The 22623-nt window shown below is 73.9% G+C and carries 23 protein-coding genes; 12 read left to right on the top strand and 11 right to left on the bottom strand.

Translation table 11 applies throughout. The annotated features are described in order from the left end of the window. Nucleotides 1–26 precede the first annotated feature (26 nt). The 4 genes from ACZ6RT_RS11620 to ACZ6RT_RS11605 all read right to left on the bottom strand — a co-directional run bounded on the left by ACZ6RT_RS11620 (nucleotide 27) and on the right by ACZ6RT_RS11605 (nucleotide 2939). Nucleotides 27–875, bottom strand: a complete 849-nt coding sequence (locus ACZ6RT_RS11620) for a DUF4097 family beta strand repeat-containing protein (protein WP_470153256.1) — start codon at nucleotides 873–875, stop codon at nucleotides 27–29. Nucleotides 876–979: 104 nt separating this feature from the next. Further along, nucleotides 980–1546: a hypothetical protein gene (locus ACZ6RT_RS11615; RefSeq protein WP_399189738.1), complete on the bottom strand. Its 567-nt coding sequence runs from the start codon at nucleotides 1544–1546 to the stop codon at nucleotides 980–982. 209 nt (nucleotides 1547–1755) lie between these two features. After that, on the bottom strand, nucleotides 1756–2304 hold the full coding sequence (locus ACZ6RT_RS11610; protein ID WP_470153254.1) for a hypothetical protein: 549 nt from the start codon (nucleotides 2302–2304) through the stop codon (nucleotides 1756–1758). A 116-nt stretch (nucleotides 2305–2420) separates the two neighbouring features. Next, on the bottom strand, nucleotides 2421–2939 hold the full coding sequence (locus tag ACZ6RT_RS11605; protein ID WP_470153253.1) for a hypothetical protein: 519 nt from the start codon (nucleotides 2937–2939) through the stop codon (nucleotides 2421–2423). Nucleotides 2940–3082: 143 nt separating this feature from the next. On the opposite strand from ACZ6RT_RS11605, the gene ACZ6RT_RS11600 reads away from it, so the two are divergent. Next, nucleotides 3083–3760 carry a TetR/AcrR family transcriptional regulator C-terminal domain-containing protein gene (locus ACZ6RT_RS11600; RefSeq protein ID WP_470153252.1) on the top strand — a complete coding sequence of 226 codons (678 nt, stop codon included), beginning with the start codon at nucleotides 3083–3085 and terminating at the stop codon, nucleotides 3758–3760. 28 nt (nucleotides 3761–3788) lie between these two features. Here the strand turns inward: ACZ6RT_RS11600 and ACZ6RT_RS11595 are convergent, their stop codons facing one another. Further along, nucleotides 3789–5000, bottom strand: coding sequence for a cytochrome P450 (locus tag ACZ6RT_RS11595; RefSeq protein ID WP_470153251.1), 1212 nt, complete (start codon nucleotides 4998–5000; stop codon nucleotides 3789–3791). Between the two features lie 121 nt (nucleotides 5001–5121). Here ACZ6RT_RS11595 and ACZ6RT_RS11590 point away from each other — a divergent pair, with 121 nt between their 5' ends. Continuing rightward, nucleotides 5122–5760, top strand: a complete 639-nt coding sequence (locus ACZ6RT_RS11590) for a TetR/AcrR family transcriptional regulator (RefSeq protein ID WP_470153250.1) — start codon at nucleotides 5122–5124, stop codon at nucleotides 5758–5760. A 169-nt stretch (nucleotides 5761–5929) separates the two neighbouring features. Next, nucleotides 5930–6586 (top strand): TetR/AcrR family transcriptional regulator, encoded by a 657-nt coding sequence (locus ACZ6RT_RS11585; RefSeq protein ID WP_470153249.1) that lies wholly within the window; start codon nucleotides 5930–5932, stop codon nucleotides 6584–6586. A gap of 91 nt (nucleotides 6587–6677) precedes the next feature. Here the strand turns inward: ACZ6RT_RS11585 and ACZ6RT_RS11580 are convergent, their stop codons facing one another. Continuing rightward, entirely contained in the window at nucleotides 6678–8333 is a 1656-nt protein-coding gene (locus tag ACZ6RT_RS11580; protein WP_470153248.1) for a CocE/NonD family hydrolase, read from the bottom strand. A 362-nt stretch (nucleotides 8334–8695) separates the two neighbouring features. Between ACZ6RT_RS11580 and ACZ6RT_RS11575 the strand changes: the two genes are divergently transcribed. After that, nucleotides 8696–8860 carry a LuxR C-terminal-related transcriptional regulator gene (locus tag ACZ6RT_RS11575; RefSeq protein ID WP_470153247.1) on the top strand — a complete coding sequence of 55 codons (165 nt, stop codon included), beginning with the start codon at nucleotides 8696–8698 and terminating at the stop codon, nucleotides 8858–8860. Nucleotides 8861–8957: 97 nt separating this feature from the next. Here the strand turns inward: ACZ6RT_RS11575 and ACZ6RT_RS11570 are convergent, their stop codons facing one another. Further along, on the bottom strand, nucleotides 8958–9533 hold the full coding sequence (locus ACZ6RT_RS11570; protein ID WP_470153245.1) for a P-loop nucleotide/nucleoside kinase family protein: 576 nt from the start codon (nucleotides 9531–9533) through the stop codon (nucleotides 8958–8960). A 236-nt stretch (nucleotides 9534–9769) separates the two neighbouring features. Between ACZ6RT_RS11570 and ACZ6RT_RS11565 the strand changes: the two genes are divergently transcribed. The 3 genes from ACZ6RT_RS11565 to ACZ6RT_RS11555 are packed head-to-tail and all read left to right on the top strand — an operon-like array spanning nucleotide 9770 to nucleotide 13222. Then, on the top strand, nucleotides 9770–10957 hold the full coding sequence (locus tag ACZ6RT_RS11565; RefSeq protein ID WP_470153243.1) for an MFS transporter: 1188 nt from the start codon (nucleotides 9770–9772) through the stop codon (nucleotides 10955–10957). Nucleotides 10958–11015: 58 nt separating this feature from the next. Continuing rightward, nucleotides 11016–11948, top strand: coding sequence for a PDR/VanB family oxidoreductase (locus ACZ6RT_RS11560; RefSeq protein ID WP_470153241.1), 933 nt, complete (start codon nucleotides 11016–11018; stop codon nucleotides 11946–11948). An 11-nt stretch (nucleotides 11949–11959) separates the two neighbouring features. Then, nucleotides 11960–13222 carry a cytochrome P450 gene (locus ACZ6RT_RS11555; protein ID WP_470153240.1) on the top strand — a complete coding sequence of 421 codons (1263 nt, stop codon included), beginning with the start codon at nucleotides 11960–11962 and terminating at the stop codon, nucleotides 13220–13222. A 140-nt stretch (nucleotides 13223–13362) separates the two neighbouring features. On the opposite strand, the gene ACZ6RT_RS11550 is transcribed toward ACZ6RT_RS11555, so the two are convergent. Then, nucleotides 13363–13638: a hypothetical protein gene (locus ACZ6RT_RS11550; protein WP_399189714.1), complete on the bottom strand. Its 276-nt coding sequence runs from the start codon at nucleotides 13636–13638 to the stop codon at nucleotides 13363–13365. 195 nt (nucleotides 13639–13833) lie between these two features. Continuing rightward, a complete protein-coding gene (locus ACZ6RT_RS11545; protein ID WP_470153238.1) occupies nucleotides 13834–14598 on the bottom strand; it encodes a prolipoprotein diacylglyceryl transferase family protein in 765 nt (254 codons plus the stop codon). A gap of 261 nt (nucleotides 14599–14859) precedes the next feature. Between ACZ6RT_RS11545 and ACZ6RT_RS11540 the strand changes: the two genes are divergently transcribed. Further along, the gene (locus ACZ6RT_RS11540) at nucleotides 14860–15525 is read left to right on the top strand and encodes a hypothetical protein (RefSeq protein WP_470153236.1); all 666 of its coding nucleotides are present in this window, start codon (nucleotides 14860–14862) and stop codon (nucleotides 15523–15525) included. Here ACZ6RT_RS11540 and ACZ6RT_RS11535 read toward each other — a convergent pair. Both ACZ6RT_RS11535 and ACZ6RT_RS11530 read right to left on the bottom strand, forming a co-directional pair. Next, nucleotides 15486–16193, bottom strand: a complete 708-nt coding sequence (locus tag ACZ6RT_RS11535) for a response regulator (RefSeq protein ID WP_470153235.1) — start codon at nucleotides 16191–16193, stop codon at nucleotides 15486–15488. The genes ACZ6RT_RS11540 and ACZ6RT_RS11535 overlap by 40 nt on opposite strands. After that, nucleotides 16190–17707, bottom strand: coding sequence for a sensor histidine kinase (locus ACZ6RT_RS11530; RefSeq protein ID WP_470153234.1), 1518 nt, complete (start codon nucleotides 17705–17707; stop codon nucleotides 16190–16192). The genes ACZ6RT_RS11535 and ACZ6RT_RS11530 overlap by 4 nt, the downstream gene beginning before the upstream one ends. 262 nt (nucleotides 17708–17969) lie before the next feature. Between ACZ6RT_RS11530 and ACZ6RT_RS11525 the strand changes: the two genes are divergently transcribed. Genes ACZ6RT_RS11525 through ACZ6RT_RS11510 form a run of 4 tightly spaced genes read left to right on the top strand, consistent with a single transcriptional unit; the run spans nucleotide 17970 to nucleotide 22517 of the window. Continuing rightward, complete coding sequence (locus ACZ6RT_RS11525) at nucleotides 17970–18860, top strand: ABC transporter ATP-binding protein (RefSeq protein ID WP_470153233.1); 891 nt, start codon at nucleotides 17970–17972, stop codon at nucleotides 18858–18860. Next, a complete protein-coding gene (locus tag ACZ6RT_RS11520; protein ID WP_470153231.1) occupies nucleotides 18857–19924 on the top strand; it encodes an ABC transporter permease in 1068 nt (355 codons plus the stop codon). The genes ACZ6RT_RS11525 and ACZ6RT_RS11520 overlap by 4 nt, the downstream gene beginning before the upstream one ends. Continuing rightward, nucleotides 19921–21351: a S41 family peptidase gene (locus tag ACZ6RT_RS11515; RefSeq protein ID WP_470153230.1), complete on the top strand. Its 1431-nt coding sequence runs from the start codon at nucleotides 19921–19923 to the stop codon at nucleotides 21349–21351. The genes ACZ6RT_RS11520 and ACZ6RT_RS11515 overlap by 4 nt, the downstream gene beginning before the upstream one ends. 11 nt (nucleotides 21352–21362) lie before the next feature. Continuing rightward, entirely contained in the window at nucleotides 21363–22517 is a 1155-nt protein-coding gene (locus tag ACZ6RT_RS11510; RefSeq protein WP_470153228.1) for an alpha/beta hydrolase family protein, read from the top strand. The last annotated feature ends 106 nt before the right edge of the window (nucleotides 22518–22623 follow it).

Genomic DNA, 22623 nt, shown 5'->3' with positions numbered 1-22623 from the left:
GTGGATCGGATGACCCGACGGGGAGGTCAGCCGGGGGTGCGGCGGATCACGATGTCGCCGTCGGAGGTGCGGGCGCGCAGCTGGGCGGTCTCGTCGCCGCGCCGGGGGCCGTCGCTGGGGTCCAGCAGGACGTTCACGGTGCCGTGGTCGGTCCTCGCGTCCAGCAGGACGGCGGTGCCCTCGCGGATGCCGGCCTCGATCTCGCCGGAGGTGGTCTCCAGGACGATCGGGCCGCGCGTCACCTCGCCGACCCGGACGTTGCCGGTCGCGGTCCTGGCGTCGACGCCCGCCAGTGCGCGGTCGACGGTGATGTCCCCGTACGCCGTCTTCAGCCGCAGGTCGCCGGTGACCTCGCCGAGGGTGATGGAGCCGTTGGCGGTCCTGATCACCGCCGCGCCGTCGATCTCGTGGATCCGGATCTCGCCGTTGGCCGTGGTGACGTCGGTGTGCCCGGCCGACCGGACCACCGTGACGTCGCCGTCGGCGGTGTTCAGCCGCAGCCTGCCCGTGCGGTCGAGCCAGATGTCGCCGTCGGCCGTCTCGAACCGGGAGTCCCCGAGGCGGCCCTCGCAGTGGAAGTCCCCGGTGGTCTTCGCGTCGACGCGGGAGCCCTCCGGCAGCTCGACCGTCACCTCGACCGAACCGCTCCACCGGAACCACGAGCGGAGCGTGGGCGCGGGCGCCTTCACCAGCAGCCGGCCCCGGGAGTACTCCACCCGGATCTGTTCGGCGCCCTGTGCGTCGGCGTCGTCGAGACCGTCCTTCGGGCGTATCTCCACGACCGTGTCGGTGCGGTCGCCGGCGTGGATCCGGACGTCGGCGGTCATGAGCTCGATGACGGCGTGGATCGGTTCCGGGGTGTCGAAAGTCGGCATGGCGGTGCCCTCACGGTGAACGGTGGTGGGTGTCCCGGCGGCGGGGACGGGCGATGAGCGGGGACGGGCCGGCGTGGACGGGCCGGCGGGGTGCGCGGATCGCGTCAGCGTACCCAGCCGGTGTAGTGCCGGCCGGTTCCCGGATCGTCGGCCTGGCCGGGGCGGCGGCCCGCGTCACCGGGTTCGAGCGCCGCGGACACGGCGCGGACGAGCCAGGCGTTGATCGAGAGCCCCTCCCGCCCGGCCGCCCGCTCGATGCGCGGCTTGAGGTGGTCGGGGACGCGGAGCGAGATCCGGGACGTGCCGCCCTCGTCGCTCTCGGCCGGTTCCTCCGGGACGGGCGCCCGGACGCCCATCGCGACCTCCACCGCGCCGGCCAGCGCGCTCCTGAGGCTGCTCGCCCGCGGTTCCTCCGGAGCCCGGTCGGCCGCCGGGGGGGTCACGAGGAAGTCGAGGTCGCGCCCGCGCAGCCGTACGTCGACCGAGCCCGGTGCGAGGTCGCGGGTGATCTCTCCCGCGGCGGCCGACAGGGCCTCCAGCAGCGCGAGCCGGACGGACGATTCGAGCGGTGCGACGAGACGTTCGGCGAGCGCGCGGGCGTCCGGGCCACCCGCCTCCGCGGCGACCGCCAGATCGCGGCGGAGGGTGTCGACATATGGTGTGAGGTCCATGACGCCACTATGGCGTCATGGTGGCGCCATTTCAAGTCGCGAACGGTTTTTTCTGGCGTCACGCCGGTCGCCGCACTCGTCCGCAGGGCGCGCTTCTCCGTACGAGGGCATGTCATGTCGCTCTCACCTGCGAAAAAGCGGACCCGAAGTGCCGGGGCGCGGTGACGTCACGATGGCGTCACGTGGGTCACGGAAGGGGCGTGCACCGGTCAGCGGAAGTACGCGCCGGCCTCGGGTGTCGCCAGCAGGACGATGACCAGGAGCGAGCCCACGGTCGTGAGCGCGAAGCGCGCCAGGACGAGGGGGCGCAGCCAGGAGGGGAATCCGGTGTTCGCTGCGGCGATCACGGCTCGCGCGTCGACGTCCCGCGCGGCGGGGTCGCCGGACCTGGCGAGCGCGGCCTCGGTGTAGCGGACGGCGAACACCTGCCCGGCGGTGACGGAGCCGACGGCGAGCAGGACGAGCGGTTCGACGATCCACGACAGGACGCGGCCGGTCCCGTTCGCGGTGAGGTTGAGCCAGGCCGGGATCGCCAGGCAGGCGGCGATGCCCAGGGCGAGCGCGAACTCCCAGGGCCTCTCCTCGAACCTGATCCCGTGCCGGGCGAGCAGCGTGGCCGGGTGTCCCTGCCCGGCCATCTCCGCCTCGGCCGCCCGCTGGGCCCTGGCCCCGGTGATCCCGGCGGTGACCGGGATGACGACGAAGGTCGCGGCGAGCAGGAGCTGCAGCGTGACGGCGGCGGCGACGGAGGGTGGCACGGTGGGTCTCCAGGAAGGGGTGGGCCGCACCGGCGACGGTGCGGCGGGAGCGACGGGGACGGCTGGGGCGGAGCGGGGGAAGGGCGACGAGGGCGGCGGAGCGGGGTGCTCGTCCGTCAGGCGGCGAACACCGCGGCCAGCACCAGGATCGAGGCGCCGAACGCCACGACGTGCCGAACCTTCTGCAGGGTCCACGTCCAGGCCGGGAAGCCGTCCTCGGCCGCCTTGAGCAGGGCGGGGACGTCGATACGGGCGAGCATCGGGTCGCCCTTGCGCCGGAAGGCGGCCTGTACGGACCGGGTGGCCGTCACCTGGCTGTACAGGATGAGGCAGCTCCCGGCCAGGACGATCGACTGGAAGATCACGTTCAGCAGAGGGGCGTGGCCGCTCCCGGCCAGGTTGAGCCCGGCCAGCACGGTCATCACCGCGGCGACCGTCGCCGGGATCGCCGTCTCGTGGCCACCGGCGTCGAACCTCATCCCGTTCTCGGCCAGGACGGTGGGCCGTACCCCCTGGCGCTCCAGTTCCGCCTGCGCGCCGACCGTCGCGGTGGCCCCGTAGCGGTGGCGCACCAGCGGGATGCTCAGGAAGGCCGCGGCGACGAGCAGCTGCATGACGGCGATGAGAGTGTTCACGAGAGGTCTCCTCTAACGGGCGCCCGGCGGCGCCGCGATCGGCTTGCACTAAGTTCAAGGAGAACGTAACCCATCACCTGAACTAAGTTCAACAACTTTCCTGAACTTTGTTCAAGTCGGTTCGGGTGCCCTATCGTGAGCGCATGCCGCGCGACACGCTGACCAAGGAACAGATCATCCGGACCGCGATCGAGCTCCTCGACGAGGAGGGCCTGGACGGCCTGAACATGCGCGCCCTGGGAAAGCGGCTCGGCGCCGCGGCGACGGCGGTCTACTGGCACGTCAAGAACAAGGACGACCTGCTCCTGCTCGCGGGCGACCGCGTCTGGGACGAGATCGGGCTGCCCGACCCCGGGGCGGCCGACTGGCGCGCCGCGGCCACGGCGATGGCGACCGGCCTGCACGCGATGCTCACCCGGCACCCGTGGCTCGTCCAGGCCTTCGGCTCCCACCTGTTCTACGGGCCGGGCAAGGCGCGCCACGACGACCACAGCCTGGCCGTCTACGAGGCGGCCGGCTTCACCGGCGCACAGGCCGACCGCGCCGCGGCCACCGTCTTCACCTTCGTCATGGGCGCCGTCCTCGGCGCGTCGGCCACCGTGTCCCTGAGGCGAAGGCTCGGCCGGAACGGCGCGGACGCCGAGGCGCTGATCCAGGACACCGTCGCCAGGGCGGGCGAGGTCGCCATGGGGTTCCCCCGGCTGCGCGCCCGCCTGGAGACGCCGCCCGCCCTGGACTACGCCGCCGCCCCCGACCGCACCTTCGAGTACGGCCTCGAAGCCCTCCTCGACGGCCTGGAGGCCCGGCTTCCCGGCGCGTGACGTCCGCGACGCCCCGGCCGGTGCCCGCTCACCAGCGGACCGGGACCGTGCGCAGGCCGCCGACGGCCAGGCCCTCCACGCGCTCCAGCTCATGCGCGGGCACGTCCAGCTCCAGGGAGGGGAGCCTGCGCAGCAGCACCTCCAGCACGACCTGCAGCTCGGTACGGGCCAGGGCCTGGCCCAGGCAGGAGTGGGCGCCGGTGCCGAAGGCCAGGTGCGGGTTCGGGCTGCGGCCGAGGTCCATCTCGGCGGCGGCGTCGAAGACGTCCTCGTCGCGGTTGGCCGCGGCCATGCTGCAGATCAGGGTGGTGCCGCGGGGCAGGACCGTCCCGCCGGCCTCGATCTCCTCGGGCAGGTACCGCGGCAGGCCGATGCCCGCGTTGGCGTCGAACCGCAGGGACTCCTCCACCGCCGTGCGCACCAGCGACGGGTCGGCCAGCAGCCGCTCCCACCGGCCGCGGTCGGCCAGCAGCATGCAGACCATCTTGCCGATCATGTTGGCGGTGGTCTCGTGCCCGGCGACCAGCAGCGCCATGCCGGTGACCAGGATCTGTGTGTCCGACAGCCCGCCGTCCTCGGGGCCGCCGACCGCGATCAGCTCGCTCAGCAGGTCCTCACCCGGCTCGGCGCGCTTGGCGGCGACGTGGCCGGCCATGTACTCGAAGAACTCGACCTGGGCGGCCTCGATCTCGGCCTGGCCGTAGCGGGTGAGGTTGAGCAGGGTGTCGGACCAGTAGGCGAACCGGTCCCGGTCGGCCGCGGGCACGCCGAGCATGTCGCAGATGACGTACACCGGCAGCGGGAAGCCCAGCCCGGCCCGCAGGTCGCCGGACCGGCCCTGCGCGACCATGTCGTCGACGAGCCGGTCGGCGATCTCCGTCATCGCGGGCCGCAGGGCGGTCATCCGCTTGGCGGTGAACCATCTGCCGACCAGGCGCCGCCAGTGCAGGTGCTCCTCGCCCCCGTCGGGGATGATCTGCGCCATCTCGCTGCTGAAGACCCCGCCCCCGTCCGCCGACAGCCGGGCCGCGTCGGGCGCGTTGAGCTGGCGGGTGAGGCGCGGGTCGGCGAGCACCCGCTTGACGTCCTCGTGGCGGGTCAGCAATGTCGCCCGGTCGCCGCTGGGCAGCGTCACGGGGGCGACCGGGCACCGCCGGCGCAGCTCCGCCCACTCGGCGGGCGGCTCCAGGGCCGCGTCACCGAGGATCGGGTAGCTCAGGACCTGCTCGCTGGGACTCATTCGGCGTCTCCTCGTGAACGGACGGGGTGGATGTCGTCGTTTCCCTGGCTCGTCCTGCCGTCAGGTTAACCGACAGGTGTAGGAAAGCCTACATATGTAGTGAGAAGGTAGGGTGAGGGACGTGGCCACGACCAGGGCGAGCGGCGCCCCCTCGGGTGACCGGCGGGTGCGCCGCACCCAGGCGGCCCTGGAACGCGCGCTCATCCGGCTGGTCGAGGAGCGGGACCTGTCCCGGATCAGCGTCGCCGACGTCGCCGAACGCGCCGGGGTGAGCCGCTCGACCTTCTACGACCACTACCGGGACGTCCACGAGCTGGCCGAGGCCGCCTGCACCGCGATGATCGACGACCTGATCGGGTCCCTGCCCGGCCCCGGTCCCGGCACGGTGGACGTGACGCGGGACGCGAGCCGGTCGCTGGAGGCGTTCTTCGCCAGCCTCGCCGAGCACTCCGGGCTCTACCGCGGCCTGCTGGGACCGCAGGGCAGCGCGCGCGTCACCGACCACATCCGCCGCCGCGTCACCGCGGGCGTCCACGACCGCGTGCGCCAGGCCCTCGCCGGTGGCGACCTTCCCGAGCGCGACGGGTCGTCGCCGGAGATCCCGCACGACGTCCCCGCCGCGTTCACCGCCGGGGCGCTCATCGGCGTGGTCACCGACTGGCTCCAGCGCGGGTGCCCGCGGTCCCCGGCCGAGATGGCCGCCCTGACCATGCCCCTGCTGAGCGCGATCTACGGCGTCGGCGCCGCGGCGTCCCGCTGACCCGCGGAGACCCGGCGGACCGGCCGCGACGAGCCGGGACGGGAGGAGCCGGGCCGGGCCGGGACGGGGCGTGCGCGGCATACCGATCCGGCCCGAGAGGGTGGCCGTATCCCGGGGCCGGTGTCATCATCTTTACCAGTCGGTAACATCGGTGGTCGAGGAGCGTGTCATGGGTTACGGTGCGCGGGGGCCGCGTCGCCAGGACGCCCGGCGGAACCGGCTGGCGATCATCCAGGCCGCGGCGGACATGATGTGCGCCCCGGGGTCGCCCGGCCTGATGCCGGAGATCGCCCGGCGGGCGGGCGTCGGCCAGGCCACGCTGTACCGCCACTTCCCGGACCGCACCGCGCTCGCCGACGCGGTGATCGCGTCCGAGCTGTCACGGCTGGAGGACTGCGCCGGCGGCCCGGGACCGTGGCCGCCCTTCAGGGACCTGCTCGGACAGGTGCTGTACGCGCAGGTCAGGATGCGCTCGCTGGTGACGCTCGCGTACCGCATGGACACCGGCACGCGGGAGCGGTACGAGCGCAGGATCGTCGTCGCGCTGACCGGGCCGCTGCGGCGCGCCCAGGAACGCCGCGAGGTGCGCGGCGACCTGCGCGCCCACGACCTGGCGCTGCTGTTCGGCATGGTGGAGGGCGTCCTGCGGGGCGACGGGGACGTCACCACGGCGCAGGCCGCCGCCCACCGGTCGATCGAGCTGATGCTGGACGGGCTGTTCCTCGGCGGCGCGCCCGCGCCCGGGACGGACGCCCGGGACGACGGCCGCGCGGCTCGCGCGCCGGAGCCGGCCCGGCCACCGGCCACCGGGAGCGCGAGGGCGTGACACGACGCCGGCGCCGGCCCGTGGCGGGCGCGGTGCCGGCGACAGGGCCGGCGACAGGGCCGGCGACAGGGCCGGCGACGGGGCCGGGCGTCTACTTCAGCGGGACGTCGAGGTAGGACCCGCCCTTGACGGTCACCGTGCCGCCCGGCGCGTTCTCGTCGTAGTACAGCGGGTCGACGGTGTCGACGGCCAGCGTCAGGGAGTGGCCCGCGGGAAGGTCGTAGGCGGTCGCGGGCAGGCGGACGTCGACGGCGCGGTCGCCGCCCTCGGTGCCCAGCCAGCTCACCGGGGCATGGGTGATGAGCTGGGCGTTGCCGAGCGCGTCGAGGTCGTACAGGTACGCCATGACGGTGCCGCGGGCCGCGGTGTCGCCCAGCTCCAGGTGCAGTGTCGGGATGCCGCGGATCCGCTGCGCCGTGGACGGCCGTTCCGACGCCCACACCCCGGCCCGGCCCCGGTCCACGGTGGGCAGCCAGATCTGCGGGCGCCTGCCGGTGAACGCGGCGATGCCGTTGGAGACGAGCACCTGGCCGCCGTTCGCCGTGGTGTCGAGGTCGGTGGGAAGGCTCTTGCTCCAGCCGGCCTGCGGCTCCCCGCCGAGCAGGCCGGTGCGGTCCAGCCTGCGGATCTGCCCCAGTCCGTACCGCCGGGTCGCGGAGGTGAGCGCGGACCAGTCCGCGTACCCCTCGCGGGCGGCGTTGTGCGGCTTCACCAGGACCGGCGGCTCCCCGCCGATGCCCGTGTCGATGCCGGCCAGGTGCTGGTCGAACCAGCGGTACACGCTGGTCCAGACGTCGTTCTCCAGGCCCAGCACGCCGGTGAACTCGGCGATCGCGTGGTCCCCGGGCCGCAGCTCCAGGCGCTTGGGGGTGGTCAGCCGCGCGTAGAAGTCCGCGAGCTGGTTGGGCGGGAAGAACGAGTCGTTCCAGGCGTTCGCGATCAGCACCGCGGGCCGGTTGGCGTTGATGGCGTCGAGGTACGTCGCCGGGGAGCGGACGTTCGCCCACGCGACGATCTCGTCCAGGTCGCGGCCCGCGGCGAAGTCGCCGAGCCTTTCGGTCAGCTCCGGACCGGCGTTGCCCAGCAGGTCGGCGGAGAGCCGGAGCAGCCCGGACGACTGCCGGTGGCGGGTGGAGTCGCCGTAGAGGGAGTGGACCAGGTCGGTCCAGCCGCTCATCACGGCGACGGCCCGGATCCGCCGGTCGAACGCCGAGCCCAGCAGGCTGAGCCCGGCTCCGTAGGAGATGCCGGCCGCGCCGATGCGGGCCGGGTCGGCCGCGGTCCGGGCGATCGTCCAGTCGACGACCCTGGACAGGTCGGCCATGTCCCGGGGACCGGCGGTGTCGATCTCCCCTCCGGAGGCCCACCACCCCCGGGGCGTGTACGAGACGACGACGTAGCCGCGTCCGGCCAGCGCTCTGGCCTGGGCCAGGTACTCCAGGTCGTTCAGTCCCCAGCTGGACGGGAGGATGACGGCCGGGTACCGCCCGGCGGCGGCCGGGGCGATGACGTTGGCCTTGAGGGTGACGTCGGCGCCGGGGACGTCGACGAACCGGAACCCGGTCGTGGCCACGGGCGCGCCGGCCCGGACGGTGGCGGGGGCCGCGAGGGAGGCCGTGGTGGGAGCGGCGAGGGAGGCCGCGGCCGGGGCGGCCTCGGCGGGTCCGGCGAGGACGGTGGTGGCCAGGGCCGTGGCGGTCACGGCCGACAGCAGGTGGACGAGCAGGGTCGAGCGGCGTCGCGACATGCGCGCACTCCTTGGACGGGCTCGGGGCGGGGGGTGTGAGGCGTGGCGGCGTGCGTGACGACGGCTCGTCCGGGCTCCGGTCCCGGGCACGGCACCGGCCGCAGCGCCTCAGTGACGGCAGCGTATGGGCCGGCACCGAGAATGAGAAGGCGGTGCAATTCTCATTACCGGCGAGTAATCTGTACGGCTCCCACCCCCGGCCCCGACCCTGACCCCGGCTCCCACCCCCGGCCCCGGCCCCGGTTCTTGCAGGGAGAAGGCGGGCCGGGGAGCCGGGTCGGAAAGGGGTCGGGAACGGGCCGGGTCAGCGAGAGGCCACGGGGACGGGCCGGTTCCTCGGGCGTTCCCTCACGAGCTCCGCGTTGGCCTCGGCGCGGGCCGTCGCCTTCATCAGCGAGGCCACGGTCAAGAGCCACGTGCTGCACATCTACGCCAGGCTCGGCGTCAACGACCGCGCGGCCGCCGTCGCCGTGGCCTTCCGCCCGCGGCCTGCTCACCCTGGACGACGGCTGACCGGCCACCGGTGACGGGAACCGGGCCGTGACCGCCCGTCCGGGCGCGCCGAGGCCCACAGCACCTCCCGGGATCCCGCAGGGCCGGCCTCGTGACCCTCGCGGCCGCCCCTCAAGGACCCGCGGTACCCCTGCCGGAGGCGGGGCCGCGGGAGTGCCCGGTGATCCGTTCCACCAGGCCGGGAACGTCCACCGGCTCCGTCGTGTCCACCCGGTACACCGGGCCCAGCCCCAGGGGCCCGGCCGTCCTGGCCCATTCCCGCCACTGCGCGTCGTCGACGTGCGCGTCGTGGTGGACGGCATGGCGGTCGGCGATCCGTTCCGTGTACCGCCGCCGGGCGACGGAGAGGGGGACCTCGCACCACACCTCGTGGACGTCCCCGGCGCCCGCCCGGTCCAGCCCGGAGATCACCACCGGCCGCAGACCGGCCGGCCAGGGGCTCTCCAGGACGGCGCCCCGGCCCGCGTCCGACAGCAGGGTCCACAGGCTCTCCGCGGCCGCGGCCCCCAGGATCCGGCTCCACTGCCGCGAGCCGTACCCCTCGGGAGGGGTGGCGCCGATGACATCGGCGAGGGTCTCCTTGATGCCGTCCTTGCTGAAGAGCGGCAACCCGAGCTCCCGGGCCAGATCCCTGGCCAGGGTCGTCTTCCCCGAGCCCGGAAGGCCGTTGACGAGTACGACCAGCACGGCACGATGCTAGATGACGCGCGTGCCGCTTCGCACGGTGCCGCCGGGACCGCGGCGCTCACGGTGCCCGTACGCGCGGCCGGGCCCGTCACCTGGCGGGCCTGGCCGCGCACGCGGTGACGGCGCCCGGGGAGATCCACGGGATGGATGGGGGTTATCAGAAAATCCCGTCTTCCGCGTACCGGGTCCAGTGCCCACAGTGATGTGTGCCACATCCCCGCACCCTGCGAGGCCCCATGTCCCCGCCGCTCACCCTCCGCCGGGCAGGACTGCCCCAGCTCGTCCTGCTGCTCGTCGGCAGCTGCATGCCCGTGCTCGGCGCCGTCCTGCTGTCACCGGTCCTGCCCCGGATGAGCCGGCACTTCGCCACCACGCCGGGCGCCGACGTCCTGGTCCCGGTGATCCTGACCGTCCCCGCCCTGTTCATCGCGCTGGGCGCGCCCTTCGCGGGAGCCGTCACCGACAGGTTCGACCGCAAGCGGCTGCTGATCGCCGGCATGGTCGCCTACTCGGTCTTCGGCACCGCACCCCTGTACCTGGACTCGATCCAGGGCATCCTGGTCAGCCGCATGCTGGTCGGCGTGTGCGAGGCGGCCATCATGACGTGCTGCACCACCCTGATCGCCGACTACTGGTCCGGCACGCGTCGCGTCCGCTACCTGGGCATGCAGACCCTGGTCACCACGATCGCCGCGACCGCCTTCATCGTGCTCGGCGGCCTCCTCGGAGCCGACGACTGGCGCACGCCCTTCTGGCTGTACGGCGCCGCCGCGCCGGCCGCGATCCCCATGGCGTTCCTGCTGTGGCAGCCCGACGTCGCGGCACGCGAGGCACGGCGGCCATGGCCCTGGCGCGCCCTGGCCCTCCCCGGCCTGGTCACCGTGGGCGGAGGCGTCGTCTTCTACACGCTGATCGTCCAGCTCTCCTACGTCCTGGACGGTGTGGGGGTCACCGACACCGCCGTCATCGGCGGCATCACCGCGCTGATGTCGCTGGCGACCGCCGTCGGCGCCGGGCTGTTCGCCAGGATCGCCTTCCACGGGGCGAAGGCGCTGCTCGTCGTGGAGTTCGTCCTGGCCGGGTTCGGCCTGCTCCTGATCTTCGCCACCGAGGCCGTCCCCGTGATCGTGGCGGGGGCCGTGCTCACCGGCTTCGCCACCGGCCTGCTGCTGCCGACCCTGGTCACCTGGGCGGTCAACAGGCTGCCGTTCGCCCAGCGAGGCCGCGGTACCGGCCTGTGGACGGCCGCGCTGTTCCTCGGGCAGTTCCTGTCGCCCCTGATCGTCGGCGCGCTGATCGCGGCGACCGGGGGGTTCGGCGCGTCGCTGGCCGTCATCGGCGTGGCGTCGCTGGTCCTGGCCGGTCTCGTCGCCACGGTCCTGACCGTCCCGACGACGCCGCTCAACACCGCCTCCGCCGAATAGACCGCCCATCACCGTTCCGTACGGGAACCCGTTCCGTGATCCCGGCCGAGGAGGACCGATGACCTCACTGGACCTGAGAGTCGCCGCGAAGACGCGGGTGGCCGACGGCGTCGTGGCCCTGACCCTGGAGCGCCTGGACGGCGGACGGCTGCCGGACTGGACGCCCGGCGCGCACATCGACCTCGTCCTGCCGGACGGGACGACCCGCCAGTACTCGCTGTGCGGCGACCGCTGGGACCCGCGCACCTACCGGATCGGCGTGCTGCGCGAACCGGACGGGCGGGGTGGATCGGCGTACGTGCACGACGTGCTGGCCGAGGGCGACACGGTCGCGATCGGCGGGCCGCGCAACGCCTTCCCCCTCGTGCCGTCCGAGCGGTACCTGTTCGTCGCCGGAGGCATCGGCATCACGCCGCTGCTGCCCATGGTCCACCAGGCCGAGCTGCTGGACGCGGACTGGCACCTGCTGTACGGCGGGCGGGCCCGGGCGTCGATGGCGTTCACCGGCGAGCTCGCCCGCTACGGCGACAGGGTCACGGTCGTCCCGCAGGACGAGCGCGGCCCGCTCGTCCTGCCCGACCGGCCGCCGCCGGGCACCAGGGTCTACTGCTGCGGACCCGCCGGACTGCTGGAGGCCCTGGAACGGCGCGCAGCGGCCTGGCCCGCCGGGTCGCTGCGCACCGAACGGTTCGTGACCGGGGAGCCGGCCGCGCCCGCCCGCGACGAGCCCTTCGAGGTCGTGCTGCGCCGCTCGGGGGTGTCGGTGACGGTCACGCCCGGCCGGTCCGTCCTGCAGGCGATCAACGACGCCGGGGCCGGCGTGCTGTCCTCCTGCCGGCAGGGCCTGTGCGGCACCTGCGAGACCGACGTGCTGGAGGGCGAACCGGACCACCGGGACGCGCTGCTGGACGACGCCGAGCGGGCGGCCGGGGACCGCATGCTCGTCTGCGTCTCCCGATCCCGCTCCGACCGCCTCGTCCTAGACCTGTGAAGGATCCCGCCATGACCGCGCCACCCGTGCCACCCGCGTCACCCGCGCCACCCGCGTCACCCGCGCCACCCGCGTCACCCACGCTGCCCGTGCTCGACGCCGACCCCTTCGCCCACGAGGTGCTGGAGGACCCCGCACCCCTGCACGCCGCCCTGCTCGCGGCCGGTCCCGTGGTCCGCCTGCCCCGCTACGACGTCTACGCGCTGGCCCGTCACGAGCACGTGCACGCCGCGCTGGCCGACTGGCAGAACCTCCCCTCCGGAGCCGGGGTGGGGCTGAGCAACTTCCGCCGGGAGAGGCCGTGGCGCCCGCCCAGCCTGCTGCTGGAGGCCGACCCGCCCCGGCACGACGCCCCGCGCGCCGTCCTGACCCGGATCCTGGGACCGCGGGCACTGCGCGGGCTGCGCGAGCGCTGGTTCGCCGAGGCCGAGGACCTGGTGGACCGGGTGCTGGCCGAGCGCGAGTTCGACGCGGTCACGTCGCTGGCCGAGGCCTTCCCGCTGCGGGTGTTCCCCGACGCGGTCGGCATCCCCCGCGAGGGCCGGGAGAACCTGCTGCCCTACGGGGACCACCTCTTCAACGCCTTCGGCCCGGCCAACGACCTGGTGGCCAGGGGCGACGCCCGGGTGGGGGAGCTGTCGGCCTGGGTGAACGACCGGTGCCGCCGTGAGGTGCTGGCGCCCGGCGGGTTCGGCGCGCGGATCTGGGCGGCGGCCGACCGCGGCGACATCACCCCCGAGCAGGCCCCGCTGGTGGTGCGCTCCCTGCTGTCGGCCGGGGTCGACACCACCGTGCACGGCCTGGCCGCCGTGCTGTACGCCTTCGCCGTCCACCCCGGCCAGTGGAGGCGGCTGCGCGAGGACCCCGGCCTGGCACGGGTCGCGTTCGACGAGGCCGTGCGCTGGCAGTCGCCCGTGCAGACCTTCTTCCGCACCGCCGACCGCGACGTCCGGATCGGCGGCGCGGTCGTCCCCGAGGGCAGGAAGGTCCTGTTGTTCCTCGCCGCGGCCAACCGCGACCCGCGCCGCTGGGACGACCCCGACGCCTTCGACCTGTCCCGCGACCCCTCCGGGCACGTCGGCTTCGGCATGGGCCTGCACCAGTGCGTCGGCCAGCACGTCGCCCGCCTGGAGGCCGAGGCGCTGCTGGCCGCCCTGACGCGCCGCGTCGACCGCTTCGAGCTCGCCGGGACACCCCGGCGCCACCACAACAACACCCTGCGGGCCTGGGAGTCGCTCCCCGTCCGCGTCCACCTGGACGACAGGACGCGATGACGTACGAGGCCCGGGCGGCGACCGCCGCTCCAGGGGGATCCGGTGCCGGCCGCGCCCGCCCCGGTCCCCGGACCCGGCGATACGGTGGTGATCCCGTGAACGCCGGGGCCGAGGTGCGGGACGGGGACGCCGGAACGGGCTCAGACGGGGACGGTGACGACGACGCTCCCGTCGGGGACGTTCTCCGGGGTGGCCCAGGCGCCGAGCCGTTCGGCGATCGGGGCGCTGCGGTGGGTCATGAACCGGTCGAACAGGTGCTGGGCGCCGGGGTCGTCCGCCAGGTAGTCGTACCCTGACCGGTAGGGGGACGGCAGGGACGGCCTGCCGGTACGCACGGCCGCGGACAGGTTCCACATCGTCTCCCACCACAAGGTTCCCAGCGTGATGACGCCGGCGACGGCGGGCGGGACGTTCACCTCACCCGGGAAGGATCGGCGGAGAAGCCCTCGGACCCGGCCGGGGCGATGCGGAGGGACGGCAGGCTGCCGCGTGACGTACGGTTCAGCGCCCGGCGGATCCGCCGCTGGGAGAGCGCGGACCCGCCGTGTCCCCGCCCGGCGCATCGCACGGTCCTGCGGGAGTGCTTCGACAGGCCCCCGGACGGCCGGGGTTCACTTCACCCCGGTGAGAACCCGTTCGTCGCCCAGGGACTCCTCGGATCTCTTGTTCCGGGTCAGGTACACGTAGGCCAGCGCGCCCAGGAACAGGGCGACCGACGTCCACTGGTTCAGCCGCATCCCGAGGATCTCGTTGGCCGGGTCGACGCGCATGCCCTCGATCCAGAACCGGCCCGCGGTGTAGCCCGCCACGTACAGGGCGAAGAGCCGTCCGTGCCGCAGCGCGAAGCGGCCGCCGATCCAGATCAGTGCCAGCGCCAGGCCCAGGCTCCACAGCGACTCGTACAGGAACGTGGGGTGGTAGGTGGTGACGCCCGGCACGGTTCCCGGACGGCCCGCGTCGATCTCCAGCCCCCAGGGCAGGTCGGTCGGGCCGCCGAACAGCTCCTGGTTGAAGTAGTTGCACCACCGGCCGATGGCGACGGCCGGGGCCACGGCGTCGGCGACCGCGCTCACCGCGATGCCCCGGCGGCGGCAGCCGATCCACACGCCCACCGCGCCCAGGGCGATGGCGCCCCAGATGCTCAGACCGCGCCAGCCCGGTCCGGAGTCGCTCCAGACCAGGACCGCGTCGATCGGCCGGTGGGGGGCGCCGGGCCCGAAGTACAGCTGCCAGTCGGTGATGACGTGGTACAGCCGCGCGCCCACGAGGCCGAACGGAATTCCCCACGTCGCCAGGTCCAGCATGGTGCCCGGTGCCCCACCGCGATTCCGCCAGCGGCGATCGGCGACGGCGACGGCCACCACGACCCCGAGCATGATGCAGATGGTGTAACCGCGAATGGGCAGAGGCCCCAGATGCCAGACTCCTTCGGAGGGGCTGGGAATGCCGGCGAGCACCATGGCAGGCAATGTAGTGCAGCCCGCCACGATCACACATCCCACCGAAGTTCATGTTTCGTACGCCTTCACCGCCCCGCCGTTCCGAAGACCACGGTGCGCGCAGGTCATGAGGCGGCGCCTGGAATCCGGGCCCGGAATCCCGCTTGCCGGGACATGGGGGGCGGGAGACACTGCGGCATGCATCCCTACGAGCAGGACGACGAGCTCAGGCGGATCGTCGACGAGCTGGGCGCCCGCGTCCACACGGGGTTGCGCGACGGTGGGCTCGACGCCGGGCCTCTCATCGAGCTGGCCTGCCTGGTGGAGGAGCAGGGCGTGTCCACCGCTGTCACGCGGGAGCTCCTCGAACGTCCCGCCGCCGAGCTGACGGCCGCCGATCTGGCCCGGCTGGGTGAGGCCCTTCTCGGCGACGTCGGCTTCGAGCCGTCCTTCGCGCTGGATCCGGGCCTGCCGGCGCCGCTGGAGGAGGCGCTGAGGATCGTGGAGCGCGACGTGCGCGCCGCAGGGATCACCGGGAAGCTTCGGATGATCCTTCCCGACTGGGACGGCGTGGGCCTGGCATGGGTGGAGTTCCGGGGCGTCTGCCAGGGAAACGGCCTCGGATCGCGGAACGGGGGGCTGGGGTCCGTGGCCGACGCCACCCAGGAGGTGGTCATGGAGGTCCTCTGGAGGACGTGGCCGGTCTGCCCGGTGCACGACCGGGGCCTGCGCGCCGAACCGGGGGACGGGGCCGTCGTGTGGCGCTGCACGGGCGGCGGGACGCACACCGTCGCGCCGGTGGGCGAACTACCGCCCGGACGCCGTCAGCGATCCGCCGGTCCGCGGGCCCGGCCCGGCTCCTGAGGGAAGCCGCCGGGGGAGATCAGGCCGGTCTCGTAGGCGACCACCACGGCCTGGACACGGTCGCGCAGGCCGAGCTTGGACAGGATGCGCGCGACGTGGGTCTTCACCGTGGCCATGCTGAGGGTCAGCCGGTCGGCGAGCTCGGCATTGCTCAGGCCGGTGGCGAGCAGGCGCAGGACGTCCACCTCCCGGGGCGTCAGCCGGGACAGGTCACGGTGCAGGTCCGGCCGTACGGTGTCGTGGCGGGCGAAACGTTCGACCAGGCGGCGGGTGATGGTGGGCGCGAGCAGGGCGTCGCCGGAGCGCACCAGGCGTACCGCGGCCACCAGGTGCTCGGGGGTGACGTCCTTGAGCAGGAACCCGCTCGCCCCCGCGGCGAGCGCGGCGTACACGTAGTGGTCGAGGTCGTAGGTGGTCAGGATCAGCACGCGGGTGCCCTCGGCGCCGTCCGCGAGGATCCGCCGGGTGGCCTCGAGGCCGTCCATCCTCGGCATCCGGACGTCCATGAGCACGACGTCGGGCCTGGTACGGCGGACCGCGGCGACGGCCTCCTCCCCGTCGGCGGCCTCGGCCGTCACGTCGATGCCGTCGGCGGCGAGGATCATGCGGAATCCCGTGCGTACCAGTGCCTGGTCGTCGGCGATGACGGCGCGCAACCGCTCGGTCATGTCGCCCTCCACGGGATACGGGCCCTGATCCGGAATCCGCCCCCGGCCGTCGGCCCCGCGTCCAGGGTCCCGCCGTAGACGGCGAGCCGCTCGCGCAGCCCGATCAGCCCCCTGCCGCCGCCGGTCCGCGGTCCGGCGCTCGGTGTCCCGCCGGTGTCGGTCACCTCGATCTCCAGCCGGTCGCCGTCATGACCGATCGTCACGAACGCGGCGGCCCCGGCCGCGTGCTTGATCGTGTTGGTGAGGGCCTCCTGCACGACGCGGTAGGCGGCGAGGTCGATCCCGGGAGGAAGCGGCCCGATCGGCGACACCTCGACGCTCACCGGCACGCCGGCGGCGCGGACCCGTTCCACCAGGGCGTCGAGCCGGTCGAGCCCGGGCTGGGGTTCGAGCCCGTCGGAGAGCCCGTCGGAGGACCCGCCGGAGGGCCCGTCGAGGCGCTCGCCGCCCGGCCCCGCGAGCAGGCCCATGACGTTGCGCAGTTCGGCCATGGCGGCCCGGCCGCCGGACTCGATCGCGAGCAGGGCCTGTTTCGACTGCTCCGGTTCCATGTCCATGACCTTGCGGGCCGCGCCGGCCTGGATCACCATCACGCTGACATTGTGGGTCACCACGTCGTGGAGTTCGGCGGCGATCCGGGAGCGCTCCTCCGCGACGGCCCTGCGCGTGGCGTTCTCCTGCTCCCGCCGCAGCTCGGCGAGCCGACGCCGGCCGGCCCCTAGCTGCCGCCGCCAGGAACGGACGAAGCTCCCGAAGACGCCGACGCCCAGCAGGACGGCGAACGGCACCATCCAGTCCGGCAGCCCGGGCGCGACGTCCCGGAAGGCGCCCCCGGCGAGCCCGGCCGCGAGCACGAGGCCCCCCATCGCCAGGAACCGGTTACGGCCGTGGACGACGGCACCGTACGCGGCGACGGCGCAGGTCAGAACGGTGATCCAGGTCGCGACCCGGTACGTGGCCAGCGCCGCGGCCAGCACCACCCAGAAGGTGACGAGCGGGTACCGGCGCCGCACCGCCAGCGGCAACGCCGTCAGCGCCACGAGGAACACGGGCAGGACGTGGGACAGGAGCCAGGCGGGCACGATGCCGGACGGCTCACCGGAGGACGGGGACGGACCTTCGGACGGGGAATCCGGGATCGACGGCATGTCGGCCATCGGTGGCAGGTCGGGCATCGACGGCAGGTCGGGCATCGAGGGGAGGTCGGCCGTCGGTGGCAGGGGGGAGGCGGTGGGCCGGAGCCGCAGGTACTCGATCACCTCGGGCTGGTCCGTGGCGGGACCGGTCACCGGATATCTCACCGACACGGTCACCGCGACGGCCGTCAGGACGAGCGCGACCACCACGTCGGCGGTGAGGGCCCGGCGCGACGGTCCCGGGGGGCCGTCGCCACCCGGCCCCGGCGTGTCCCGGGCGTCGCGCCGGTCCGGGCGGTCCTCGTCCGTCCGGCCGTCCGGGTCCAGCAGGTGCCGCCACCACGCCGGTCGTCCGGCCGGTCGCTCATCGGTCTCCACCGGCACATTGTCACGCCTGCCCGCCTCTCCCACATCGGCCGTCGTGACGGGGCCCGTGGTCTCGGGGAGTACATCGCAGGGATGACCCGGCGGCCCCTGGTCCCCGGGAGGTACGCGATCTCGGCAGGACGGCCGACGCGCACCGGCGGGGGCGGTGCCTAGTTTCGTTCCCACCGTCACGCCGCTTCGGAACCACGATCCACCGAAGGCACGCGGCGCTGTTCACGACCACCTTTCGGACCACCGCTCAGGAGGACATAGCGTGACCGCTGTTGTGGAGGCCCGGGCACTGGGCAAGAGGTACGGCAGGCGCTGGGCGCTGAGCGAGTGCACCGTCGACATCCCGGCGGGTCGCGTCGTCGGCCTGGTGGGGCCCAACGGGGCCGGCAAGACCACGCTGCTGAAGCTCGCGAGCGGCCAGCTGGAGCCGACGGCGGGCGGCATCAGCGTGCTCGGCGGCCGTCCGGGGAGCACTCCCGCGCAGCTGGCTCGGGTCGGCTTCGTCGCCCAGGACACCCCCCTCTACCCGGCGCTGACCGTGGCCGAGCACCTGCGGCTGGGGGCCCGGCTCAACCCCGGCTGGGACCAGGCCCTGGCGCGGGACCGGATCGCGCGGCTCGGCCTCGATCCCGCTCATCGGGCGGGCCGGTTGTCGGGTGGCCGGCGCGCCCAGCTCGCCCTCACCCTGGGCCTGGCCAAGCGGCCCGAGCTGCTGATCCTGGACGAGCCCGTCGCCTCGCTCGACCCGCTGGCCCGCCGCGAGTTCATGCAGGGGCTGACGGAGGCCGTCGCCGAGCACCGGCTCAGCGTCGTGCTCTCCTCCCACCTGATCTCCGACCTGGAACGGGTCTGCGACTTCCTGGTCGTCCTCGTCGACTCCCACGTCCGGGTGGCCGGGGAGGTCGACGGGCTGCTGGGCACCCACCACCGGCTCACCGGCCCGCGCCGCGACCCCGACCGCCTGCCCGCCGACCAGTACGTGATCTCCGCGCGCCACACCGACCGGCAGAGCACGTACGTGGTCCGTACCGACTCCCCGATCCACGACCCCGCCTGGACGGTCGCCCCGCTCGGCCTGGAGGACCTCGTCCTGGCCTACATGGACGAGCGGCCCACGGAGAACCGGCCGGCCGCCACGGAGGTGCGGCGATGATCTGGCTGACCTGGCGCCAGTTCCGCGGCTCGGCCGCGATGACGGCCGCCGTCCTCGTCGTCCTCGCCACCGTCCTGACCCTGACCGGCCCGGACCTGGCCTCCGCCTACGCCGCCGGGGTCGCCGACTGCACCCCGGACGGCACCTGCCACGACTTCTTCGACCGGTTCTTCGGCGAGTACGACATCCCCTTCCTGGCCCTCACCCTCGTCGTGCTGGTCCTGCCGGCGTTGATCGGGCTGTTCTGGGGGGCTCCGCTGGTCACCCGTGAGCTGGAGGCGGGCACGCACCTGCTGGTGTGGAACCAGAGCGTCACCCGCGGCCGCTGGCTGGCGGTCAAGCTCGGGCTCATCGGCCTGGCGGCCGTGATCGCCGCCGGTGCGTGCGGTCTGGTGGTGACCTGGTGGTCCGATCCGCTGGACAGGTCGGCCGTGCCGGAGCTGGCGATGATGGCCCCGCTGGTGTTCGGCGCGCGCGGCATCGCCCCGATGGGGTACGCGGCCTTCGCCTTCGTGCTGGGGGTGACCGTGGGCATGCTGGTGCGCCGCACGCTGCCGGCCATGGCCCTGACCCTGGCCGTCTTCGCCGTGATCCAGCTCGCCGTGCCGCTGCTGGTCCGCCCCCAGCTGATGCCCCCGGTCACCGGCACCTTCGAGATCAACCGGGAGAACATGGACGGTCTCGGCGCGCCGGAAGGCGGATCCCTGCAGATCTTCCTGAGGACGTCCGCCGTTCCCGGCCACGCGGGCGCCTGGGTGCTGTCCAGCAGGCTGGTCGATCCGTCCGGACGGACGATCTCCGGCGGGGACGGGAGCTCGGGACCGTCGTCGACGATCGTGCGGGCCGTCCCGGTCTCCACGACGTCGGGACCCTGCTCACCGCAGGGACTCCCCGCGGGGGGATGCGTGGCCGAGATCAACCGGCTCGGCTACCGGCAACGGGCGAGCTACCAGCCCCTGGAGCGGTTCTGGCCCTTCCAGTGGATCGAGACCGGGATCTACGCCCTGCTCACCCTCGGTCTCGCCTGGTCGTCCTTCTGGTGGATCCGGAGACGCCTGTCATGACCCTCATCAGGACCGCGGCCTGCGGGCTCGCCCTCCTTCTTGCGGCGGCCTGCACCACGCCGGAGCCGCCGCGCGTCCAGGCGGGCACGGCGGCCGGTACGGTCTGCGCGCCGCCCTCGGGTCCCGTCGAGGCGGAGAAGGCCACCACGATCGACGTCGTCGAGCAGGCGTACCTCTGCATTCTCGGCAGGTACTACAGCGGTGCGACGCTGGACGCCCGCTCGCTGCTGACCGCCGGATTCGCCGCCCTGACGCGGGAGCTCGACCGCTACGGGCGCGACATGCCCGAGGCGGTCATGCCCGCGCTGACCGGCGACCGCGGAGCCGACTGGGCCGCCTTCGAGACCGCCTACCGGAAGATCGTCGATCGGGTGCCCGACCTGCGCGACAGGCTGGCCGCCGTCACCCTGCGGGCGCTCGTGGCCGCCCTCGGCGACGACCACGCCCGCTGGACGCGCCAGGACAGGCGGCCGCCCGGCCACTACGACGGCGACGGCTACGGCCTGGGCCTACAGGCGAACGTCACCGGCCCGCAGGCGGACACCGATCCCGGTACCGCCCTTCCCCCGCTCTTCGTCACCGGCGTGCAGGGCGGCGCGGCGCGGGCCGCGGGCCTGCGTCCGGGCGACGTCATCGAGTCGATCAACGGCTCCGCGCCCTTCGTCGACGCGAAGGCCACCCCCGCCATCGCCGCCCTCCACCCCGAGTACCCGGAGGCGCGGCCGGTCCGGCTGCGGCTGCTGCGGCAGGCCACCGGCCGCCGCTGGACCGTGACGCTCGAACCCGGCCTCTTCCCCCGGGATCCGGCCGACCTGCGGGTGGTGCGATCGGAACTGCTGGACGACGGCGATGACGGCGGCGTCGCCCACGTACGGATGACCGGGTTCACCCCCGACTCAGCGAACCGGGTCCTGCGGGCGATCGCCAGGCTGCGCGTCGGCCGGACCCTGTCCGGCGTCGTGCTGGACCTGCGCGGCAACGGCGGCGGCAGTCCCGTGGAGGCGACCCGGCTGCTGAGCGCGTTCGCCCACGGCGCGAACACCGCCTACCAGTGCACCGCCGACGGCACCTGCCAGGCCACGCCGACCGACGACACCGTCGAGCTGCTTCACCTGCCGTCGGTGGTGCTCGTCGACCGCGGCTGCGCCTCTGCGTGCGAGCACTTCAGCTCCGCGATCAAGGACCTGCGCATCGCCCCGCTGGTCGGCACCAGGACCGCCGGCGTGATCTCCGGCCCGGCACGGACGTACCTGCTCGCCGACAACACCTTCCTGCACCTTCCCGCCAGGCACCACCTCGGGCCGAACCGCGAGGTGATCGACCGGATCGGCGTGCCGCCCGACCACCGCGTGCCCCTCACCCCCAAGGACGCGGCCGCCGGACGCGACCCCGCACTGGCCAAGGCCCTGACCCTGCTGCGCACGTGAGGGACCTCGCCATGAGAAGACTTTCGACCCTGTTCGCGGGACTGGCCGTCCTGGCCGCGTCCGCCTGCTCCGCGCCCGCACCGCCCCGCTCCGACGCGCCGCGAGCCGAACCGCCCGGTCCCGTGACGCTGCCCGCCCCCACCGGCCCCCATCCGGTCGGCACCACCGTCCTGCACCTGACCGACACCTCCCGCCCCGACCCCTGGAACCCCGACGCGGACGCCAGGGAGCTCAAGGTCACCCTGTGGTATCCGGCCGGGCGGCGTCACGGGCGGCGCGCGCCCTACATGACGGCCAAGGAGGCGGAACTCCTCCTGAAGGGCTCCGGGACCTCGACCGCGCCGTCCGGCACGCTGAGCAGGACCCGGACCAACGCCGTCGAGGACGCCGCCCCCTCCGGGCGCGGGCTGCCGCTGGTGGTGCTCTCCCCGGGCTTCACCAAGCCGGTGAGCACCCTCACCTCCCTGGCCGAGGACCTGGCCGGCCGCGGGTACGTCGTCGCCGGGATCGACCACACCCACGAGAGCCACGCCACCACCCTGTCCGGCGGCCGGGTCGCCGAATGTCTCGCCTGCGACAGCAGCACCGACCCCGGTTTCGGCGCCGGGTTGGTCCGGGGCCGGGCCGCCGACGTCTCCTTCGTCCTCGACCGGCTGACCTCCACGTGGGGTCATTCCGGCCTGATCGACCGGAGAAGGATCGCGATGGCGGGCCAGTCGATCGGCGGGGCCGCGACCGTGGCGGCCATGATCGAAGACCCGCGCGTACGCGCCGGGATCAATATGGACGGCACCACCTACGCCCGCATCCCCAAGGGCGGTCTCTCCCGGCCGTTCATGTTCCTGGGATCGCGCGAGCACGTCCCGGGCGGTCGCGACACCTCCTGGGACCGCGACTGGAGGCTGCTGACCGGCTGGAAGCGCTGGCTCGTGCTGTCGGGCGCCGAACACCAGTCCTTCACCGACATCCCCCTGCTGGCGGGCGTCCTCGGCCTCGAACCCCTCCCCGGCATGCTGCCCGCGGCCCGTGGCTCTGAGCTCACCCGCACCTACGTGGCGGCCTTCCTCGACCGGCACCTGGGATCACGGCCACAGCCCCTTCTGGACGGGCCGTCGCCGAGGCACCCCGAGGCCGGCTTCTGTCCGGCGACCTGCGGCCGGTCCTGAGCCCCCGCGCTTCCCGACGCGCGGGGCACGGATCCCGGGCCTCGGGACCGTGGCCTCGGAGATCCCGGGCATGCGCGCCGTGCCCCACTGCAGCACCGATCGCCCC

The organism is Streptosporangium sp. NPDC050148, assembly GCF_055586505.1.
The sequence above is the reverse complement of the archived record's forward strand: the minus strand, read 5'-3'. Positions and strand labels throughout refer to the sequence as shown.